The sequence below is a fragment of the Pseudomonas sp. TH31 genome (assembly GCF_016650815.1).
Taxonomy (GTDB): domain Bacteria; phylum Pseudomonadota; class Gammaproteobacteria; order Pseudomonadales; family Pseudomonadaceae; genus Aquipseudomonas.
Map to the genome: position 1 here is coordinate 337964 of NZ_JAEKEZ010000029.1, position 16262 is coordinate 354225.

At 59.6% G+C, this 16262-nt stretch carries 7 protein-coding genes and 4 pseudogenes; 4 read left to right on the top strand and 7 right to left on the bottom strand.

The window, feature by feature from the left end:
* Positions 1 to 77: 77 nt before the first annotated feature.
* A pseudogene (locus tag JFV26_RS20950) lies at positions 78 to 1909 on the top strand (ABC transporter ATP-binding protein).
* 284 nt (positions 1910 to 2193) lie between these two features.
* The gene (aqpZ, locus tag JFV26_RS20955; RefSeq protein WP_201195160.1) at positions 2194 to 2889 is read left to right on the top strand and encodes an aquaporin Z; all 696 of its coding nucleotides are present in this window, start codon (positions 2194 to 2196) and stop codon (positions 2887 to 2889) included.
* A gap of 15 nt (positions 2890 to 2904) precedes the next feature.
* Here the strand turns inward: aqpZ and JFV26_RS20960 are convergent, their stop codons facing one another.
* The 4 genes and pseudogenes from JFV26_RS20960 to aceK all read right to left on the bottom strand — a co-directional run bounded on the left by JFV26_RS20960 (position 2905) and on the right by aceK (position 11686).
* A complete protein-coding gene (locus tag JFV26_RS20960) occupies positions 2905 to 4029 on the bottom strand; it encodes a GNAT family N-acetyltransferase (protein WP_201195162.1) in 1125 nt (374 codons plus the stop codon).
* Between the two features lie 343 nt (positions 4030 to 4372).
* A complete protein-coding gene (locus tag JFV26_RS20965) occupies positions 4373 to 5494 on the bottom strand; it encodes a beta-ketoacyl-ACP synthase III (protein ID WP_201195164.1) in 1122 nt (373 codons plus the stop codon).
* Positions 5495 to 5855: 361 nt separating this feature from the next.
* Positions 5856 to 9766, bottom strand: a pseudogene (gene hrpA / locus JFV26_RS20970) (ATP-dependent RNA helicase HrpA).
* A 199-nt stretch (positions 9767 to 9965) separates the two neighbouring features.
* Positions 9966 to 11686 (bottom strand): annotated as a pseudogene (gene aceK, locus JFV26_RS20975) (bifunctional isocitrate dehydrogenase kinase/phosphatase).
* A 286-nt stretch (positions 11687 to 11972) separates the two neighbouring features.
* Here aceK and JFV26_RS20980 point away from each other — a divergent pair.
* Entirely contained in the window at positions 11973 to 12866 is an 894-nt protein-coding gene (locus JFV26_RS20980) for an EamA family transporter (protein ID WP_201195165.1), read from the top strand.
* 132 nt (positions 12867 to 12998) lie between these two features.
* On the opposite strand, the gene JFV26_RS20985 is transcribed toward JFV26_RS20980, so the two are convergent.
* Entirely contained in the window at positions 12999 to 13379 is a 381-nt protein-coding gene (locus JFV26_RS20985) for a type 1 fimbrial protein (RefSeq protein WP_201195166.1), read from the bottom strand.
* Between the two features lie 225 nt (positions 13380 to 13604).
* Complete coding sequence (locus JFV26_RS20990; protein WP_201195167.1) at positions 13605 to 14468, bottom strand: DMT family transporter; 864 nt, start codon at positions 14466 to 14468, stop codon at positions 13605 to 13607.
* 487 nt (positions 14469 to 14955) lie between these two features.
* Here JFV26_RS20990 and JFV26_RS20995 point away from each other — a divergent pair, with 487 nt between their 5' ends.
* Positions 14956 to 15114 carry a hypothetical protein gene (locus JFV26_RS20995; RefSeq protein WP_201195168.1) on the top strand — a complete coding sequence of 53 codons (159 nt, stop codon included), beginning with the start codon at positions 14956 to 14958 and terminating at the stop codon, positions 15112 to 15114.
* 52 nt (positions 15115 to 15166) lie between these two features.
* On the opposite strand, the pseudogene JFV26_RS21000 reads toward JFV26_RS20995, so the two are convergent.
* Positions 15167 to 16104: pseudogene (locus JFV26_RS21000) on the bottom strand (aspartyl/asparaginyl beta-hydroxylase domain-containing protein).
* Between the last annotated feature and the right edge of the window lie 158 nt (positions 16105 to 16262).

Consider the following 16262-nt stretch of genomic DNA (forward strand, 5'->3'; position numbering starts at 1 on the left):
GGGATGTTTTGAGCGGCTGTCGCTTGCGGCACCGCTCACACTGTTCAAAGGAGAGCCCCAGTGCGGGCGGAGAACCCATGCTTTATCGCCGTTTTGAAAGACTGATCGACATCTTCCGCGAAGCACCGACGGCGGCTCCGCCGGATCGGGTTCTCCCCTTCTATACTTATTACCTGAAGCAGGTCTGGCCGAGTTTCGCCGCCCTGCTGGTCGTCGGCCTGTTTGCCTCGTTGATCGAAGTCGCGCTGTTCAACTATTTGAGCCGCATCATCGACCTGGCGCAGGGCACGCCGAATCCCAATTTCTTCCAGGACCACGCGCTCGAACTGACCTGGATGGTGGTGGTAACCCTGATCCTGCGGCCGATTTTCTTCGGTCTGCACGACCTGCTGGTGCATCAGACCCTGACCCCGGGCATGACCAGCCTGATTCTCTGGCAGAACCATCGCTACGTACTCAAACAGAGCCTGAATTTCTTCCAGAACGACTTCGCCGGGCGCATTGCCCAGCGCATCATGCAAACCGGCAACGCCCTGCGCGACTCGGCCGTACAAACCGTGGACGCCCTGTGGCATGTGCTGATCTACGCCATCAGCGCACTGGTGCTGTTTGCCGAAGCCGACTGGCGTCTGATGATCCCGCTGATCACCTGGATCGCGGGCTTCATCGGTGCCCTTTATTACTTCGTGCCACGGGTCAAGGACCGTTCGGTACAGTCGTCCGATGCACGCTCCAAACTCATGGGCCGGATCGTCGATGGCTACACCAACATCACCACCCTGAAGCTGTTCGCCCACACCAATTTTGAACAGCAGTACGCCAAGGAAGCCATCAAGGAGCAGACCGAAAAAGCCCAGTTGGCCGGCCGCGTGGTCACCAGCATGGACGTGGCTATCACCAGCATGAACGGCCTGCTGATCGTCGCCACCACCGGCCTGGCCTTGTGGCTGTGGAGCCAGTCACTGATCTCGGTGGGCGCGATTGCCCTGGCCACAGGCCTGGTGATCCGCATCGTCAACATGTCCGGCTGGATCATGTGGGTGGTCACCGGCATCTTCGAAAACATCGGCATGGTCCAGGACGGTTTGCAGACCATCGCCCAACCGGTCAGCATCACCGACCGCGAGCAGGCCAAACCGCTGGCAGTGGCGAGTGGCGAGGTGCGTTTCGAGCAAGTGGATTTCCACTATGGCAAGAAGAAAGGCATCATCGGCGGCCTCAATCTGACCATCAAACCGGGTGAAAAAATCGGTCTGATCGGGCCGTCCGGTGCCGGCAAATCGACCCTGGTGAATCTGCTGCTACGGCTCTATGACGTCGAGGGCGGGCGGATTCTCATCGATGGTCAGAACATCGCCGAGGTCGGTCAGGAAAGCCTGCGCGAACGCATCGGCATGATCACCCAGGACACCTCGCTGCTGCATCGCTCGATTCGCGACAACCTGCTTTACGGCAGGCCCGACGCCACCGACGCCGAACTCTGGGAAGCGGTGCACAAGGCCCGGCTGACGAGTTCATCCCGTTGCTCTCGGACGCCGAGGGCCGCAGCGGTTTCGATGCGCATGTCGGTGAGCGAGGGGTGAAACTTTCCGGCGGCCAGCGCCAGCGGATCGCTATCGCCCGGGTGCTGCTCAAGGACGCGCCGATCCTGATCATGGACGAGGCCACCTCGGCGCTGGACTCGGAAGTCGAAGCGGCCATCCAGGAAAGCCTGGAAACCCTGATGCAGGGCAAAACCGTGATCGCCATCGCCCACCGACTCTCGACCATCGCCCGTATGGACCGGTTGGTGGTACTGGAAAACGGCAAGATCGCCGAAACCGGCACCCATGCCGAACTGCTGGCCCACGGCGGGTTGTATGCGCGGTTGTGGCAGCACCAGACAGGTGGGTTTGTCGGGATTGACTAAGACCTGAAGATCAAAAGATCGCAGCCTTCGGCAGCTCCTACAGGTGTACACCGATCCAATGCAGGAGCTGCCGAAGGCTGCGATCTTGGCGCCAGCCGCCCCCAAAAAACTCCAGAAACCGCCACAACCCACTAATCACGGGCTCTGGCGGTTTTTTATCGCCTGCTGGATTTCCGCTAAAAGCCTGCTGTACTCAGCCAAGGTTCTGGAGATGAGCCTGTCGTAAATCTGCAGGATGCATAACTCGTTACAGTCTCGATAGGGCAACTATCAAGGACGCTCTCATGTCTCTGTTCAAACGTTCAGTTACTGAGTTGTTAGGTACGTTCTGGCTGGTGTTGGGAGGTTGTGGCAGTGCGGTGCTGGCCGCGTCTTCTCCGCTTGGCATCGGGGTGCTGGGGGTGGCCCTGGCGTTTGGCCTGACGGTACTGACCATGGCTTTCGCCATCGGTCATATTTCCGGTTGTCATCTCAACCCCGCTGTCTCGGTCGGGTTGTTCGTCGGTGGTCGATTCCCCGCCCGTGAACTGCCCGCCTACATCATCGCCCAAGTGATTGGCGGGATCATCGCTGCGGCATTGCTCTACTACATCGCGAGCGGCAAGGAAGGCTTCGATCTGTCGGCGGGGCTGGCCTCCAACGGCTACGGCGAGCACTCACCCGGCAAGTACTCGATGGCCACAGGTTTTGTCTGTGAACTGGTGATGACCGCGATGTTCGTGCTGATCATCCTCGGTGCCACCGACAAACGCGCCCCGGCGGGACTGGCACCGATCGCTATCGGCCTGGCCCTGACATTGATCCACCTGATCTCGATTCCCGTCACCAACACCTCGGTCAACCCGGCCCGCAGCACCGGCCCGGCGCTGATCGTCGGCGGCTGGGCCATCGCACAATTGTGGATGTTCTGGGTCGCGCCGTTGCTCGGTGCGGTGGTGGGCGGGGTGACTTATCGCTGGTTAGGCAAGGAAGGCACCTGATGCCCGTGGCGAGGATCAGGCTTGCCGATAAGGCAAGGCGGTCCTCGCTTCCTCGGCATACGCCAGGACCCCGACACGTTCTTGCTGCAAAAAGTCTTTGACCGCTGCTTTCAAACCGGGATGACGCAGGTAATGCCAGGAATGGGTGATCACCGGTTCAAACCCGCGAATCAACTTGTGCTCGCCCTGTGCCCCGGCGTCAAAACGCTGAAAGCCGTTGGCGATCGCGTAATCCATGCCTTGATAGAAACACGTCTCGAAATGCAGACGGTCGTACTCCGCCAGGCAACCCCAGTAACGACCGTAGAAACTGTTGCCACCCACCAGACTGAACGCCATGGCCACTGGCCGTGAGCCTTGTTTGGCCAGCACCACGCGAATCGACTCCGGCATACGCTCGGCCAACAGGCTGAAGAATTCCCGCGTCAGGTACGGCGTTTGTCGTCGCACCGCGTAGGTATTGGCGTAGCAGGCATAGACGAAATCCCACTGCACCTGGGTCAGTTGCGCACCCTCCAGCCATTCGAACTCGATGCCCTGTCCCGCCACTTGCTCGCGCTCCTTGCGCATCTGTTTGCGCTTGCGCGAACTGAGCGCATCGAGAAAGTCCTGGAAGTCCCGATAACCGCGGTTCTGCCAGTGATACTGACAGCCGATACGCTGCAACCAGCCTGGTTGTTCGGCCAATGCTGCGTCGGTAAATGGATCGGTGAAGTTGATATGCGCGCTGGAAAGCTCTTCGATCTCCAGATACCCCGGCAGGCTTTTCAGCAACTCAAAGCCATCCTCGACATTGGCTGCCAGCAAACGCGGGCCACTGACCGGGCTGAACGGCACGGCGGTCAACAGCTTGGGGTAATACTCGATGCCGGCACGGGCGCAGGCGTCGGCCCAGGCGTGGTCGAACACATACTCACCGTAGGAATGCCATTTGCGGTAACTGGGTAATGCAGCGATCAGGCGATCGCCTTCGATGTGCAGCAAATGCTCGGGCTGCCAGCCGGAATGAGGGCCAACGCTGCCGCTGTCTTCCAGCGCACCGAGGAAGGCGTGGCGCAGAAACGGCTGATTCTCAGGTACCAGCGCGTCCCACGTGTGTGGCGCGATTTCGGACAGACTTTCCAGACGTTGCAGCGGCATCGACATTCTCACTGTTGCTTAGCGTGACAGCTTGGCGAGTATCGCTTATCACCCTACTTTCCACACCCTTCATCCGCCCTCAACGCTCTGGATCAATGATTCACCCGCCGTTTGTATCGTCATCAAGGCGCCGTCACTTTGCCGCTGCGCTGTAATAAACCATCGCGATACTTGCGCTTGTTTTTAGAGTGTCGAGGTCTACCCGGCCGCGGCACTCCTCCTGACAGACCGAAAAAGATCGCAGCCTGCGGCAGCTCCTACGCCGATCGAATCCAAACGCACTATTGCGTTGAAACCCGATTCCGTAGGAGCTGCCGCAGGCTGCGATCTTTTAAGCGTTAACTCAGCGCTTGCGCAGAATCACACTACCAATCGAATACCCGGCACCAAACGAGCTCAGTACCGCCAGCGAACCGCTGGCCAGATCATCCTGGTTCTTGTGAAACGCAATCACCGAACCGGCGGAGCTGGTGTTGGCGTAGGTGTCGAGGATCACCGGCGCCTCTGCTTCACTGGCTTCGCGGCCCAGCAGTTTCTTGACGATCAAGTGGTTCATGCTGAGGTTGGCCTGGTGCAGCCAGAAGCGCTTCACGTCACCGACATTCAGCTGGTTCTCGTCCAGGTGCGTGGCGATCAGCTCGGCGACCATCGGGCACACGTCGCGGAAGACCTTGCGGCCTTCCTGCACGAACAGTTTGTCCCTGGCGCCAACGCCTTCTTGCGCCGCGCGGTTGAGGAAGCCGAAGTTGTTGCGAATGTTGTTGGAGAACTTGGTCAGCAGTTTAGTGCTGACAATATCGAACTGGTACGGCGAGGTCGCCAGGTCGGCACGCTCAATGATCACCGCAGTCGCGGCGTCGCCGAAGATGAAGTGGCTGTCGCGGTCGCGGAAGTTCAGGTGGCCGGTACAGACTTCCGGGTTGACCATCAGGATCGCCCGGGCCTGGCCCAGTTGCACACTGTTGGTGGCGGCCTGGATGCCGAAGGTCGCCGAGGAGCACGCGACGTTCATGTCGAAACCAAAGCCTTGAATGCCCAGGGCTTCCTGGACTTCGATAGCGATGGCCGGGTAAGCGCGTTGCAGGTTGGAGCAGGCGACGATCACGCCGTCGATGTCCGCGGCGGTCTTGCCGGCGCGCTGCAAGGCTTGCTCGGCAGCGCCGATGGCCATCTGGCAGAGCACCGACCATTCGTCGTTGGAACGCTCGGGCAGGCGTGGTGCCATGCGTTGCGGGTCGAGGATGCCGTCCTTGTCCATGACAAAGCGGCTCTTGATGCCGGACGCTTTTTCGATAAACGCTGCACTGGACTCGGTCAACGCTTCGAGCTCGCCGCGCGCGATGGCGTCGGCGTTGTCGGCGTTGAATTGCGCGACGTAAGCGTTGAAAGACTGCACCAGCTCTTCGTTGGAAATGCTGTTGGCCGGGGTGTACAGGCCGGTGCCGCTGATGACGACATTATGCATGGTCGTTTCTCTAATCTGTTCAGGCAGAAAGCGTTGGCACCGACGTACCAACACACAAAGGGTTTTTTCCCGTCCGAGGAAGCAAACCTGGCAACGCTTTATTCCGATCCGCGTGTGCCTGTGAAGGCTCAAAATCGCGGCGCCGGCGTTTATAGGCGCGAAGTTTGCCATAAACGCGGGGGTTTAGCCCTATTTGCAAGACCAAACGGCTTAACCCGATCTCCTGTAGGAGCTGCCGAAGGCTGCGATCTTTTGATCTTCTGGCGGCGCGACAAAGAAAGATCAAAAGATCGCAGCCTTCGGCAGCTCCTACAGTGGATCGCAATGATCCCAGGGATCGCGGTGATCACATTGATCGAGGTTATGGCTCGACCTGGGTCCACTGCTTGTTCAGGCGTTTGTCGGAGATCGGCACCCTGGTTCCCAATTGCTGGGCGAACAGGGAAACCCGGTATTCCTCCAGCCACCAGCGATACAGCTCCAGTTGCGGGTCGCGTTTGCCTTCCTGTGCGTGTTTGTTGGCGCGCGTCCGATACTGCGTCCACAGGCCGGACAATTCACCGCTCCAGACCCGATCCCTTTGCACTTGCGCGCCGATTTTCTCGAAGCGCTGCTCGACCGCTTTCAGATAACGCGGCAGTTCCTTGAGCCACTGCATCGGGGTTTCCCGGACAAAACCCGGATACACCAGATAACTGAGCTGCTGCTTGATGTCATTCAGGGCCACGGCTTGCGCCAGGTCGATCTTGCCCTTGAAGCGTTTTTGCAGACCGTGCCAGAGCTTGAGAATTTCCAGCGTCAGTTTCGCCAGACGTTCGGCGTGCTCAGTCCAGCCGCCCCGCTTGCGCTCGGCCAGCGATGCCAAACCGGCGCCATCGCGGGGCAACGGATCTTCACCCTCAAGAATGCAGCTGTCGAGGCTGGCCAGCAGAATGTCTTCGACCAAGCCATCGATGCGCCCCAGTTCGCGATACATCAGGCCCAGTTCCGTCAGCCCCGGCAACTTGCCGCGCAGGAACTTGGCCGGCTCCGCCAGTTGCTGCATCAGCAAGCGCTGCAATGCGCGGCGATGCTGGAACTCGGCTTCGGCCGGGGTCGAGAAACGCCCTTCCTTGACCGTACCGCTCTCTTCCACCAGCGCCGGATACACCGTCATCGACAGCCCGGCGATCTTCTGCTGGGTTTTCTCCGCGACAGCGGCAAAGACTTTCGGCTCCACCGGCTGCTGGTTTTTCGCGGTTTGCGGAACGGCCAGCGCGGCTTGGCTGGCCTCGGCAAAGCGTGCGGTCAGCTCGGCCAGATCACGCCCTTCGCCGAGAAACTTGCCCTGGCCGTCGACGATTTCCAGGTTCATCCGCAGATGGCTGTCAACCTGTTGCGCCGCTTCCGCCCAGGCTTCATCGCTGACCCGTGCACCGGTCATGCGCAACAGTTCGCGGCCCAGCGCCTGAGGCAACGAGCCCTCGGCGAAGGTCATGCGTTGCAACGCGGCTTTGACGAAGTCCGGCACCGGCACGAAATTCTTGCGCAGGGCCTTGGGCAGGTTGCGGACCAAGGCCACGCACTTGGCCTCGATGACGCCCGGCACCAGCCATTCCAGGCGTTCCGGCGGCAGCATCGGCAACAGCGGCGCCGGCACGCGCAGGGTCACGCCGTCGCGGGGATGGTTCGGCTCGAAGTGGTAACTCAGCGCCAGCTCCAGGTCACCGATGTGCAAGGTGTCTGGATAATGCAGCGCGGTGACTTCACTGGCCTCGCGAGCCAGCACGTCTTCTTCGCGCATGATCAGCAGTTGCGGGTCTTTCTGGCTGTTGACCCGGTACCAGCTGTCGAAGGTCGCGGTCTGGTGAATCTCTGCCGGCAATCGTGCATCGTAGAAGGCCAACAGGGTTTCTTCGTCGGCCAGGATGTCCCGGCGCCGGGCCTTGGCCTCCAGCTCGTCAAGCTGCTCCAGCAGTTGTGCATTGGCCGTCAGGCACTTGGCCCTGGACTGAATTTCACCACGCACCAGACCTTCACGAATGAAGAACTCACGAGACACCACCGGATCGATCGGCCCGTAATGTACCGGCCGGCGACCGACGATGATCAGCCCGAACAAGGTGATCTGTTCGAACGCCACGACCTGGCCGCGTTTCTTCTCCCAGTGTGGTTCGAAGTGGTTTTTCTTGATCAGGTGCCCGGCCAGCGGCTCGATCCAGTCGGCGTCGATCTTGGCGACCATTCGCGCATAAAGCTTGGTGGTTTCCACCAGCTCGGCAGTCATCAGCCATTGCGGACGCTTCTTGCCCAAACCCGACGACGGGTGAATCCAGAAGCGTCGCTGACGGGCGCCGAGGTAATCGCCGTCTTCGGTTTTCTGGCCGATCTGGCTGAGCAAACCGGACAACACGGCTTTGTGCAGTTTCGGGTAATCGGCCGGCTCTTTGTTGATGGTCAACTGCATGTCGCGGCAGATCAGGCTCAACTGACGGTGCGAGTCGCGCCATTCGCGCAGGCGCAGGTAATTCAGGAAATTCTTGCGGCACCAGTTGCGCAGCGGACTCGCCGTCAGCGCCTGGCGCTGCTCTTCAAAACCACGCCACAAATTGACCAGCCCGGCGAAGTCCGAGTCCACGTCTTTCCACTGCGCGTGCGCCTGATCCGCCGCTTGCTGGCGTTCCGGCGGACGTTCGCGCGGGTCCTGAATCGACATTGCACTGGCGACGATCAGCACTTCCTGCAAGCTGCCGAGTTTGGCCGCTTCCAGCAGCATGCGACCCATGCGCGGGTCCACCGGCAAGCGCGCCAGATTGCGACCGAGCGGGGTCAACTGGCTGTTGCGATCCACCGCCGAGAGCTCTTGCAGCAGGTTGAAACCGTCGCTGATGGCCTTGCCATCCGGCGGCTCGATAAACGGGAAGTCGGTGATCTCGCCCAGGCGCAGATGCAGCATCTGCAAAATCACCGCCGCAAGGTTGGTCCGCAGGATTTCCGGATCGGTAAACTCCGGGCGACCAATGAAATCTTCTTCGCTGAAGAGGCGAATGCAAATGCCCGGCTCGACCCGCCCGCAACGACCTTTACGCTGGTTGGCGCTGGCCTGGGAAATCGCTTCGATGGGCAGGCGCTGGACCTTGGCGCGGTAGCTGTAACGGCTGATGCGCGCGGTGCCGCTGTCGATCACGTAACGAATGCCCGGCACGGTCAGCGAGGTTTCCGCAACGTTGGTCGCCAGTACCACACGACGGCCCGGGTGCGACTGGAAGATTCGCTGCTGCTCGGCCGGTGACAAACGTGCGTAGAGCGGCAGGATTTCGGTGTGCTTGAGCTGAGCCTTGCGCAGCATGTCCGCCGCATCGCGAATCTCGCGCTCCCGGGCAGGAACACCAGCACGTCGCCTGGGCTCTTGCCTTCGCTGCGTTCAAACGCGGCAATTTCGTCGAGGGTGGCGAGGATCGCCTGGTCCACCGTCAAGTCGTCCTCGACGCGGTTGCCCTCCTCGTCCTGCTCAAGGGTCAGCGGGCGATACCAGGTCTCCACCGGGAAGGTCCGGCCCGAGACTTCAACGATTGGCGCGTCATCGAAATGCTTGGAAAAGCGTTCCAGGTCGATGGTCGCCGAGGTGATGATGACTTTCAGGTCCGGGCGCCGCGGCAGCAGGGTTTTCAGGTAACCGAGCAGGAAGTCGATGTTGAGGCTGCGCTCGTGGGCTTCGTCGACGATGATCGTGTCGTAGCGTTCGAGGTAGCGGTCGTTCTGGGTTTCCGCCAGCAGGATGCCGTCGGTCATCAGCTTGATCAGGGTGTTGGAATCGCTCTGATCCTCGAATCGCACCTGATAGCCGACCAGCGCGCCCAGCGGCGTCGCCAGTTCTTCGGCGACCCGGCTCGCCACACTGCGCGCAGCAATTCGGCGTGGCTGGGTGTGGCCGATCAGGCCATGTTGGCCGCGACCGATTTCCAGGCAAATCTTCGGCAACTGGGTGGTTTTACCCGAGCCGGTTTCGCCGGCAATGATCAGCACCTGATGCTTGAGCAGCGCTTGCTTGATTTCGTCGCGCTTGGCGGCGATCGGCAAACTGTCGTCGTAACGAATCACCGGCAGGCTGGCGCGCCGCGCCAACACCTGATCACAGGACGCCTGCATGCGCGTCACCCACTGGGCCAGCTTGGCCTCGTCGGGTTTCTTGCGCAGCTCAAGCAACTGCCGCCGCAGCCGGTGACGGTCGGCGAGCATGGCGTGATCGAGGTTTTTCAGCAGTTTGTCGATGGAAGGCGATTCGTCAGTCATCAGGTACGCAATAAGTCGTCTAGTGGCGCAAGGGGGCGATTGTCGCAGATTTGCCATGGATTGCGGGTGTTCGTGGCAGGTTCTTCTGTAGGAGCTGCCGAGTGAAACGAGGCTGCAATCTTTTGACTTTGGTTTTCAAGATCAAGATCAAAAGATCGCAGCCTCGTTTCACTCGGCAGCTCCTACAGGGGGCATGGCGTTATTCGTTATCGAGGCCTTTGCGCCGATAAGGGAAAACATCGATGATCTTCCCCGCCCGAATGGCCTCCTGCAGGCTCTTCCAGTAATCGGCGTTGTACAACTCACCATGCAACTGATCAAACAACCGCCGCTGTCCCGAATCGGCAAACAAAAACGGCGGAAACTCTTCAGGAAACACATCCAGCGGCCCGATCGAATACCACGGCTCGGAGGCCATTTCATCTTCCGGCGTCCGCGGTTGCGGGATGTGGCGGAAGTTGGCCTCAGTCAAAAAGCAGATTTCGTCGTAGTCATAAAACACCACGCGCCCGTGCCGGGTTACGCCGAAGTTCTTCAGCAGCATGTCGCCGGGGAAGATGTTCGCCGCTGCCAGTTGCTTGATCGCCAGGCCGTAGTCTTCCAGCGCCTCGCGGACCTGCGCCTCATTGGCGTTTTCCAGGTAGAGGTTCAGCGGCGTCATCCGCCGTTCGGTCCAGCAGTGGCGAATCAGCACGGTATCGCCCTCGACCGACACGGTGGACGCCGCCACATCCAGCAGTTCTTCAAGGCACGCCGGCTCGAACTTGCTCAGCGGGAAACGGAAGTCCGCGAATTCCTGGGTATCGGCCATGCGCCCGACCCGGTCGACGCTTTTCACCAGTCGATACTTCTCGATCACCGTGGCCCGGTCGACGTTTTTCGACGGTGAGAAACGGTCCTTGATGATTTTGAATACGGTATTGAAACCCGGCAGGGTGAACACGCTCATCACCATGCCGCGCACACCGGGAGCCATGATGAATTGGTCGTCGGTGTTGGCCAGGTGATTGATCAGCGCCCGATAGAACTCGGACTTGCCGTGTTTGTAAAAGCCGATCGAGGTGTACAGCTCGGCGATGTGCTTGCCGGGCAAGATGCGTTTGAGGAAACCGATGAACTCTGCCGGCACCGGCACATCGACCATGAAGTACGAGCGGGTGAACGAGAAGATGATCGACACGTCCGCTTCATCGGTGATCAACGCATCGATCTGAATGCCACGGCCTTCGCGGTGCAGCAACGGAATCACCAGCGGCCACTGTTCGTCCTGGGTGTAGATGCGCCCTACCAGGTACGCGCCTTTGTTGCGGTAAAGCACCGAGGAGAACAGCTCGACGGACAGCTCCGGGTCCTTGCAAACCCAGTCCGGCAGGTTTTCACGCAGTTGCGCTTCGAGGCGGCGCAGGTCACCGGCCAGGTCGGCGTAATCCTCGCTGAAACGGTAGTCGGCAAAGATGCTCGCCAACATTTCCGACAGGTGTCCCTGGGGCTTGTAGGTCCGGGTTTGCGCCGCCCGGGCCCGGCGCAGGCTTGGCCGGGTGGTGTGGATGAACATGCAGCCGTCGCTGATCAGGTCATGGCTGAACAGCCCGCAGAAGATCGAGTTGTACCAGGTCTCGGACAATTCATCGTCGAACCGCAGGTCGATCAGCGTGATGTAGGCGCTTTTGACCAGCGGCCAACTGCTGACGTCCATCAACGTGTCGGTCTCGAAGGACACCCGCAAGCGTTCCACGGTCTCGCCGACTTTATCTTCGTACAGATTGATCCGCGCCGCCGACGCCGATTGTGTCTCCTGCCACTTGGCCTGCTCGAAGCGGGCCCGGCGCCGTCGGTGATCTGGCGGAAATGCTCGCGGTAGTCGTCAAAGCCATCGAGGATCATTCGAGCGATATCGGCGGCTGGCCAATGCTGCGGCATGGTGAGACCTCTGCGGGATTTCTGGAAGCCTGAGCTTAGCCAGTGAACCGGGTGCAGGAGAAGCGTAATTTTTGCCATTGATGGCGATAATCGAGCGGACCTTGCCACGTATTTTTAATCGACCACCAGGTCAGCAAGCAGCCCCGCTGGTCACGTCGGTGCCACTTAACCGATTCTCCTGCCCACCGCCAATCTCACTCACCTGTTCAATTAAATGCCCGATTTGCGGTTGCCATCGTCAGGGCTCTCGGCAACACTTCCGTCCCCTTAAAGGAAGGAGTGCACCGTGAGCCCTGTCGATATTGTTCGTTTACTGTCGCTGGCGGCAATCTGGGGCGCGAGCTTCCTGTTCATGCGCATCATCGCCCCGGTGATTGGTACCATTCCCACGGCGTTTTTCCGGGTGTCGATTGCGGCAGCCGGCTTGCTGGTGATCCTCGGGCTGATGCGCATCAGCTGGGATTTCAAAGGTAAACTCAAGACGGTGATGCTACTCGGGGTGATCAACTCCGGGATCCCGGCGACCCTGTACTCCGTAGCCGCACAAGTGCTGCCGGCTGGCTACTCGGCAATCTTCAACGCCACTACACCGTTGATGGGCGTGCTGATCGGCGGGTTGTTCTTCCATGAAAAACTGACGGCGGCCAAGCTCGGCGGGGTGTTCCTCGGGCTGTTTGGTGTTGGCGTCCTGACCCGTGCCGGCCCGGTGGCGTTCGATATGCAATTACTGATGGGCGCCCTCGCCTGCCTGCTGGCGACGACCTGCTACGGCTTCGCCGGATTCCTTGCCCGCCGCTGGCTCGATCAGGCTGGCGGTCTCGACAGTCGCTTGTCCGCGTTGGGCAGCATGCTTGGCGCCACGTTGTTCCTGTTGCCGCTGTTCGGTTACAGCGTAATCAGCCAGCCACCGGCAAGCTGGGGCGGCTGGAATGTCTGGTTGTCGCTGCTGGGATTGGGGTTGGTGTGTACCGCGTTTGCGTACATCGTTTACTTCCGGTTGCTCAGCTCCATAGGGCCGGTGAAGTCGATGACCGTGACCTTCATGATCCCGCCGTTCGGCGTGTTGTGGGGCGCACTGTTGCTGGATGAGCCGTTGTCGATGGCGCATATCTATGGCGGGGTGTTGATTGCCGCGGCGTTGTGGCTGGTGTTGAAGCCGGCGGTGGTGGCTACGCGATAAACCATCAGCCAGAGCTGCCCTGTAGGAGCTGCCGAAGGCTCGGGCCGCGTTCGGACGATCTTTTGATCTTGATCTTAAAAAAAATCAAAAGATCGCAGCCTCCGGCAGCTCCTACGGGTTATTTTGCAGCCATCAAGGCGCTGTCAGCGTAATCAGGTAAGTCCCGGAGTTCACCGGTTTGCCGGCGCCATCGACCAGGGTGTACTGCTGATCGTAATAACGACCATCGCGCCTCGTTTCCTTCACCAGTTTTACATCCACGCGGGAATGATCCGGCGCACTGACCGAACTCACCGGTTCGACGCTGCGTGCACTGACGGCACTCCCCTGCGCCGAGGTCGAGCAGCCGCTGAGCTCAACCGTCGAATTCGCCCCGACGTGGGAGCCACAACTCGACTCGACAATACTGCCTTGAAATCGGATAACGCCCTGCCCCAACGACGTGGCCGCCAGGCAAGCACCACTCATGGCGAAGAATAGACTGATCCCGACCGACAAAGGCTTACCGTACATGCTCAACGCTCCAGGGTTGTGTAAGGACGTTATCGACAAGTCTGGCCGGGATCTTGAAGTTTTCACGGACCGAAGGATGTTTATTTTTCACCGTTGCCAACGACGTCTCATCTCATCGCAGGCTCAGGCCTTCAAGACATACCGCACACATTGTCGGAGCGAGCCGGCTCGCGAAGGCGCCAGTCGCTGCGTCGCTAAACCACAGCCTTGCCCCCCTCTTCACCATCAGCGCGATTGGCGGAACACAAACACCAATCCGACAATGATCAGCAACATCCCCAGCACGCTCAGCATCGCCAGCCGATTACCGAAGATCAGGTAATCCATCACCGCCGTCACCGCCGGCACCAGGTAAAACAGACTGGTGACGTTCACCAGATTACCCCGTGCTATCAGCCGATACAGCAGCAACGTCGCGAGCACCGACACCACCAGTCCCATCCACAACACCGGCACGACAAACCCTGCGCCGTGTTCGAAGTGGAACGGCTGGAACGGCACGAAAATCCCGCACAGCAACAGCCCGGCCAGGTACTGCACCGGCAGTGTGCCGAGAGGGTTTTCGGTGATGCGTTTTTGCATGATCGAGCCGAAGGTCATGCTCGCCAACGCCAGCAAACCAAAGAGCATCCCGGCCAGCGACATCCCGGCCAGGCCGATACCTTGGTAAACCACCATGATCAAACCGGCCAAACCCAGCGCCAGGCCGAACATCCGACGGGTTGAGCGCTGACGCTCCATGATCACCACGGTCAGGATCGGTTGCACGCCCATGATCGTCGCCATCACGCCGGGGGTGACCTTCAGGTCCAGGGCCAGCAGATAGAAAATCTGATAAGCCCCCAGCAACACCACGCCGGTGGCCATCGCATACAACATCGGCTTGCCACCCTTGGGTAGTTTCAACTTGAGCAACGGTGCCAGCAGCAGCAAACCGCACAAGGCGATGGTGAAGCGGATCAGCAGGAAGGCAAAGGGTGAGGCGTGGGCCAGGCCCCATTTGGAGAAGATCGCCCCGCTGCTCCACAGCAGGACGAACAGGCTCGTGGACGCCGCCGCGAGCGCGGATTTTTTCGAAAGGACAAACATGGATACCACCTGTCATCAGGCAAATAAAAAGCCAACTCAGCCGAGGCTGAAGTTCAGTAGTTTTTTCAGACGGACACTTTTCAGACGAGCATGGGAACAGCAGGAAAAGCTGATCAGCCCTAAATGCCAACGCCTGGCGGTGATACGACTGCGCACACCGGCGTGCTACGGACAGGAGGGGGGTAATGACTGATCTGCGCAGGCTGCTGAATCCCGCACGGCACGACGCCAGCGTTGACCGCTGAATCGACTACCGCGTTGATGAGGGAAGCAGGCATGGGCTGATCTTTTTTGAAGGCCGTGCTCGGGAGAGCAGGCGGGCGCCGACTATAACCAGCCCGCGACACAGATTGCAATGACTTGGACAAAGGGCCATTAAAGACCGCTAAAGAAGTGCTGCATACCCTGAAGAACTTGAATCACCCGCGACGAGGGACATCGGATGCAAGAGCGCGAATGCGAAGAAAGCCCCCATAAGGAAAACGCAATGTCCGAATTGATTAATAAGTCCCGCGCAAAGGAACGCTCATCCGCGACGGAAAGAAAACAGATTGCCTTAGAGCTGACGGCCAGTCAGCGGCGCCTTCTACAAATCCTCGCGACGGGCATCGAAGGCGAACCTGACGTGCTCGCCGGACGCCCATGACGCCAGCAAAAAAACCGCTCAAAAGAGCGGTTTTTCAATTCATGGGCCGCAATCAACCAAACAACCAATACCCCAACAACGTCAACACCACCACTGCCAGCACTGGCCGCAACACGCGGTAGGCCTTGGGATGACGGCGTTTCCACTTTTGACCACGCCGCTGAACTTGTCACTGGAGTTCTTGCTCCAGGCGTAAGCCTGGTTGATCCCGCCAACGCGTTCGTCGTCCAGGTTTTGCGGCGCAGTGGCGCGGCCCAGCAGGCCACTGACCCAGCGGTTGATGCGGGTCATGATGCGGTTGCTCAGCGGTCGTTCGATGTCGCAGAACAGGATGACCCGAGTCTTTTCGGTTTCGTTCTTGACCCAGTGCACGTAGGTCTCATCGAACATCACGTCTTCGCCATCACGCCAGGCGTAAACCTGACCGTCGACGAAGATGCGGCAATCGTCGGAGTTTGGTGTCGACAGCCCCAGGTGATAACGCAGGGAACCGGCAAACGGGTCGCGGTGCGGGTTCAGGTGACTGCCGCCCGGCAACAAGGCAAACATCGCGCCTTTGACGTTGGGAATGCTGCTGACCAGCGCCACGGTTTTCGGGCACAGGGCTTCGGCCGATGGCAATGGCTTGTCGTACCATTTGAGGTAGAAACGCTTCCAGCCCTTCTTGAAGAACGAGCCGAAACCGGCGTCGTTGTTCTTTTCGGCGGCGCGGATGTAGCCCTCGTCGAACAGGTGCATCGCTTCGTCGCGAATGACTTCCCAGTTATCGCGAAGCACATCAAGTTCCGGGAACTTGCTGCGATCCAGGTAGGGTTTTGACGGAACGCCGGAGAACAGGTACATCAATGCGTTATACGGGGCAAACAGCGCCGAATGGTTGACGAACTGACGCAGGACCGGCAAACGCGCCTTGCCGCGCAAATGCACATACAGCGTACTGCCGAGGAACAACAGCAACAGCAACGCCTTCGCGGCAAAGGAAAAGGTCATCAACGACTCCTTGAGAATAGGCAACTGTGCGCAACGCCATTTACCCGACGTGGCAGCCGGCCATGATAACCACTACCGGCCCGGGAAAAACCCGCCTGACTGAACATTCAGTGTTAAGGATTGCGCAACAAAGCACTTATTAACATAAGGTTCCTGAA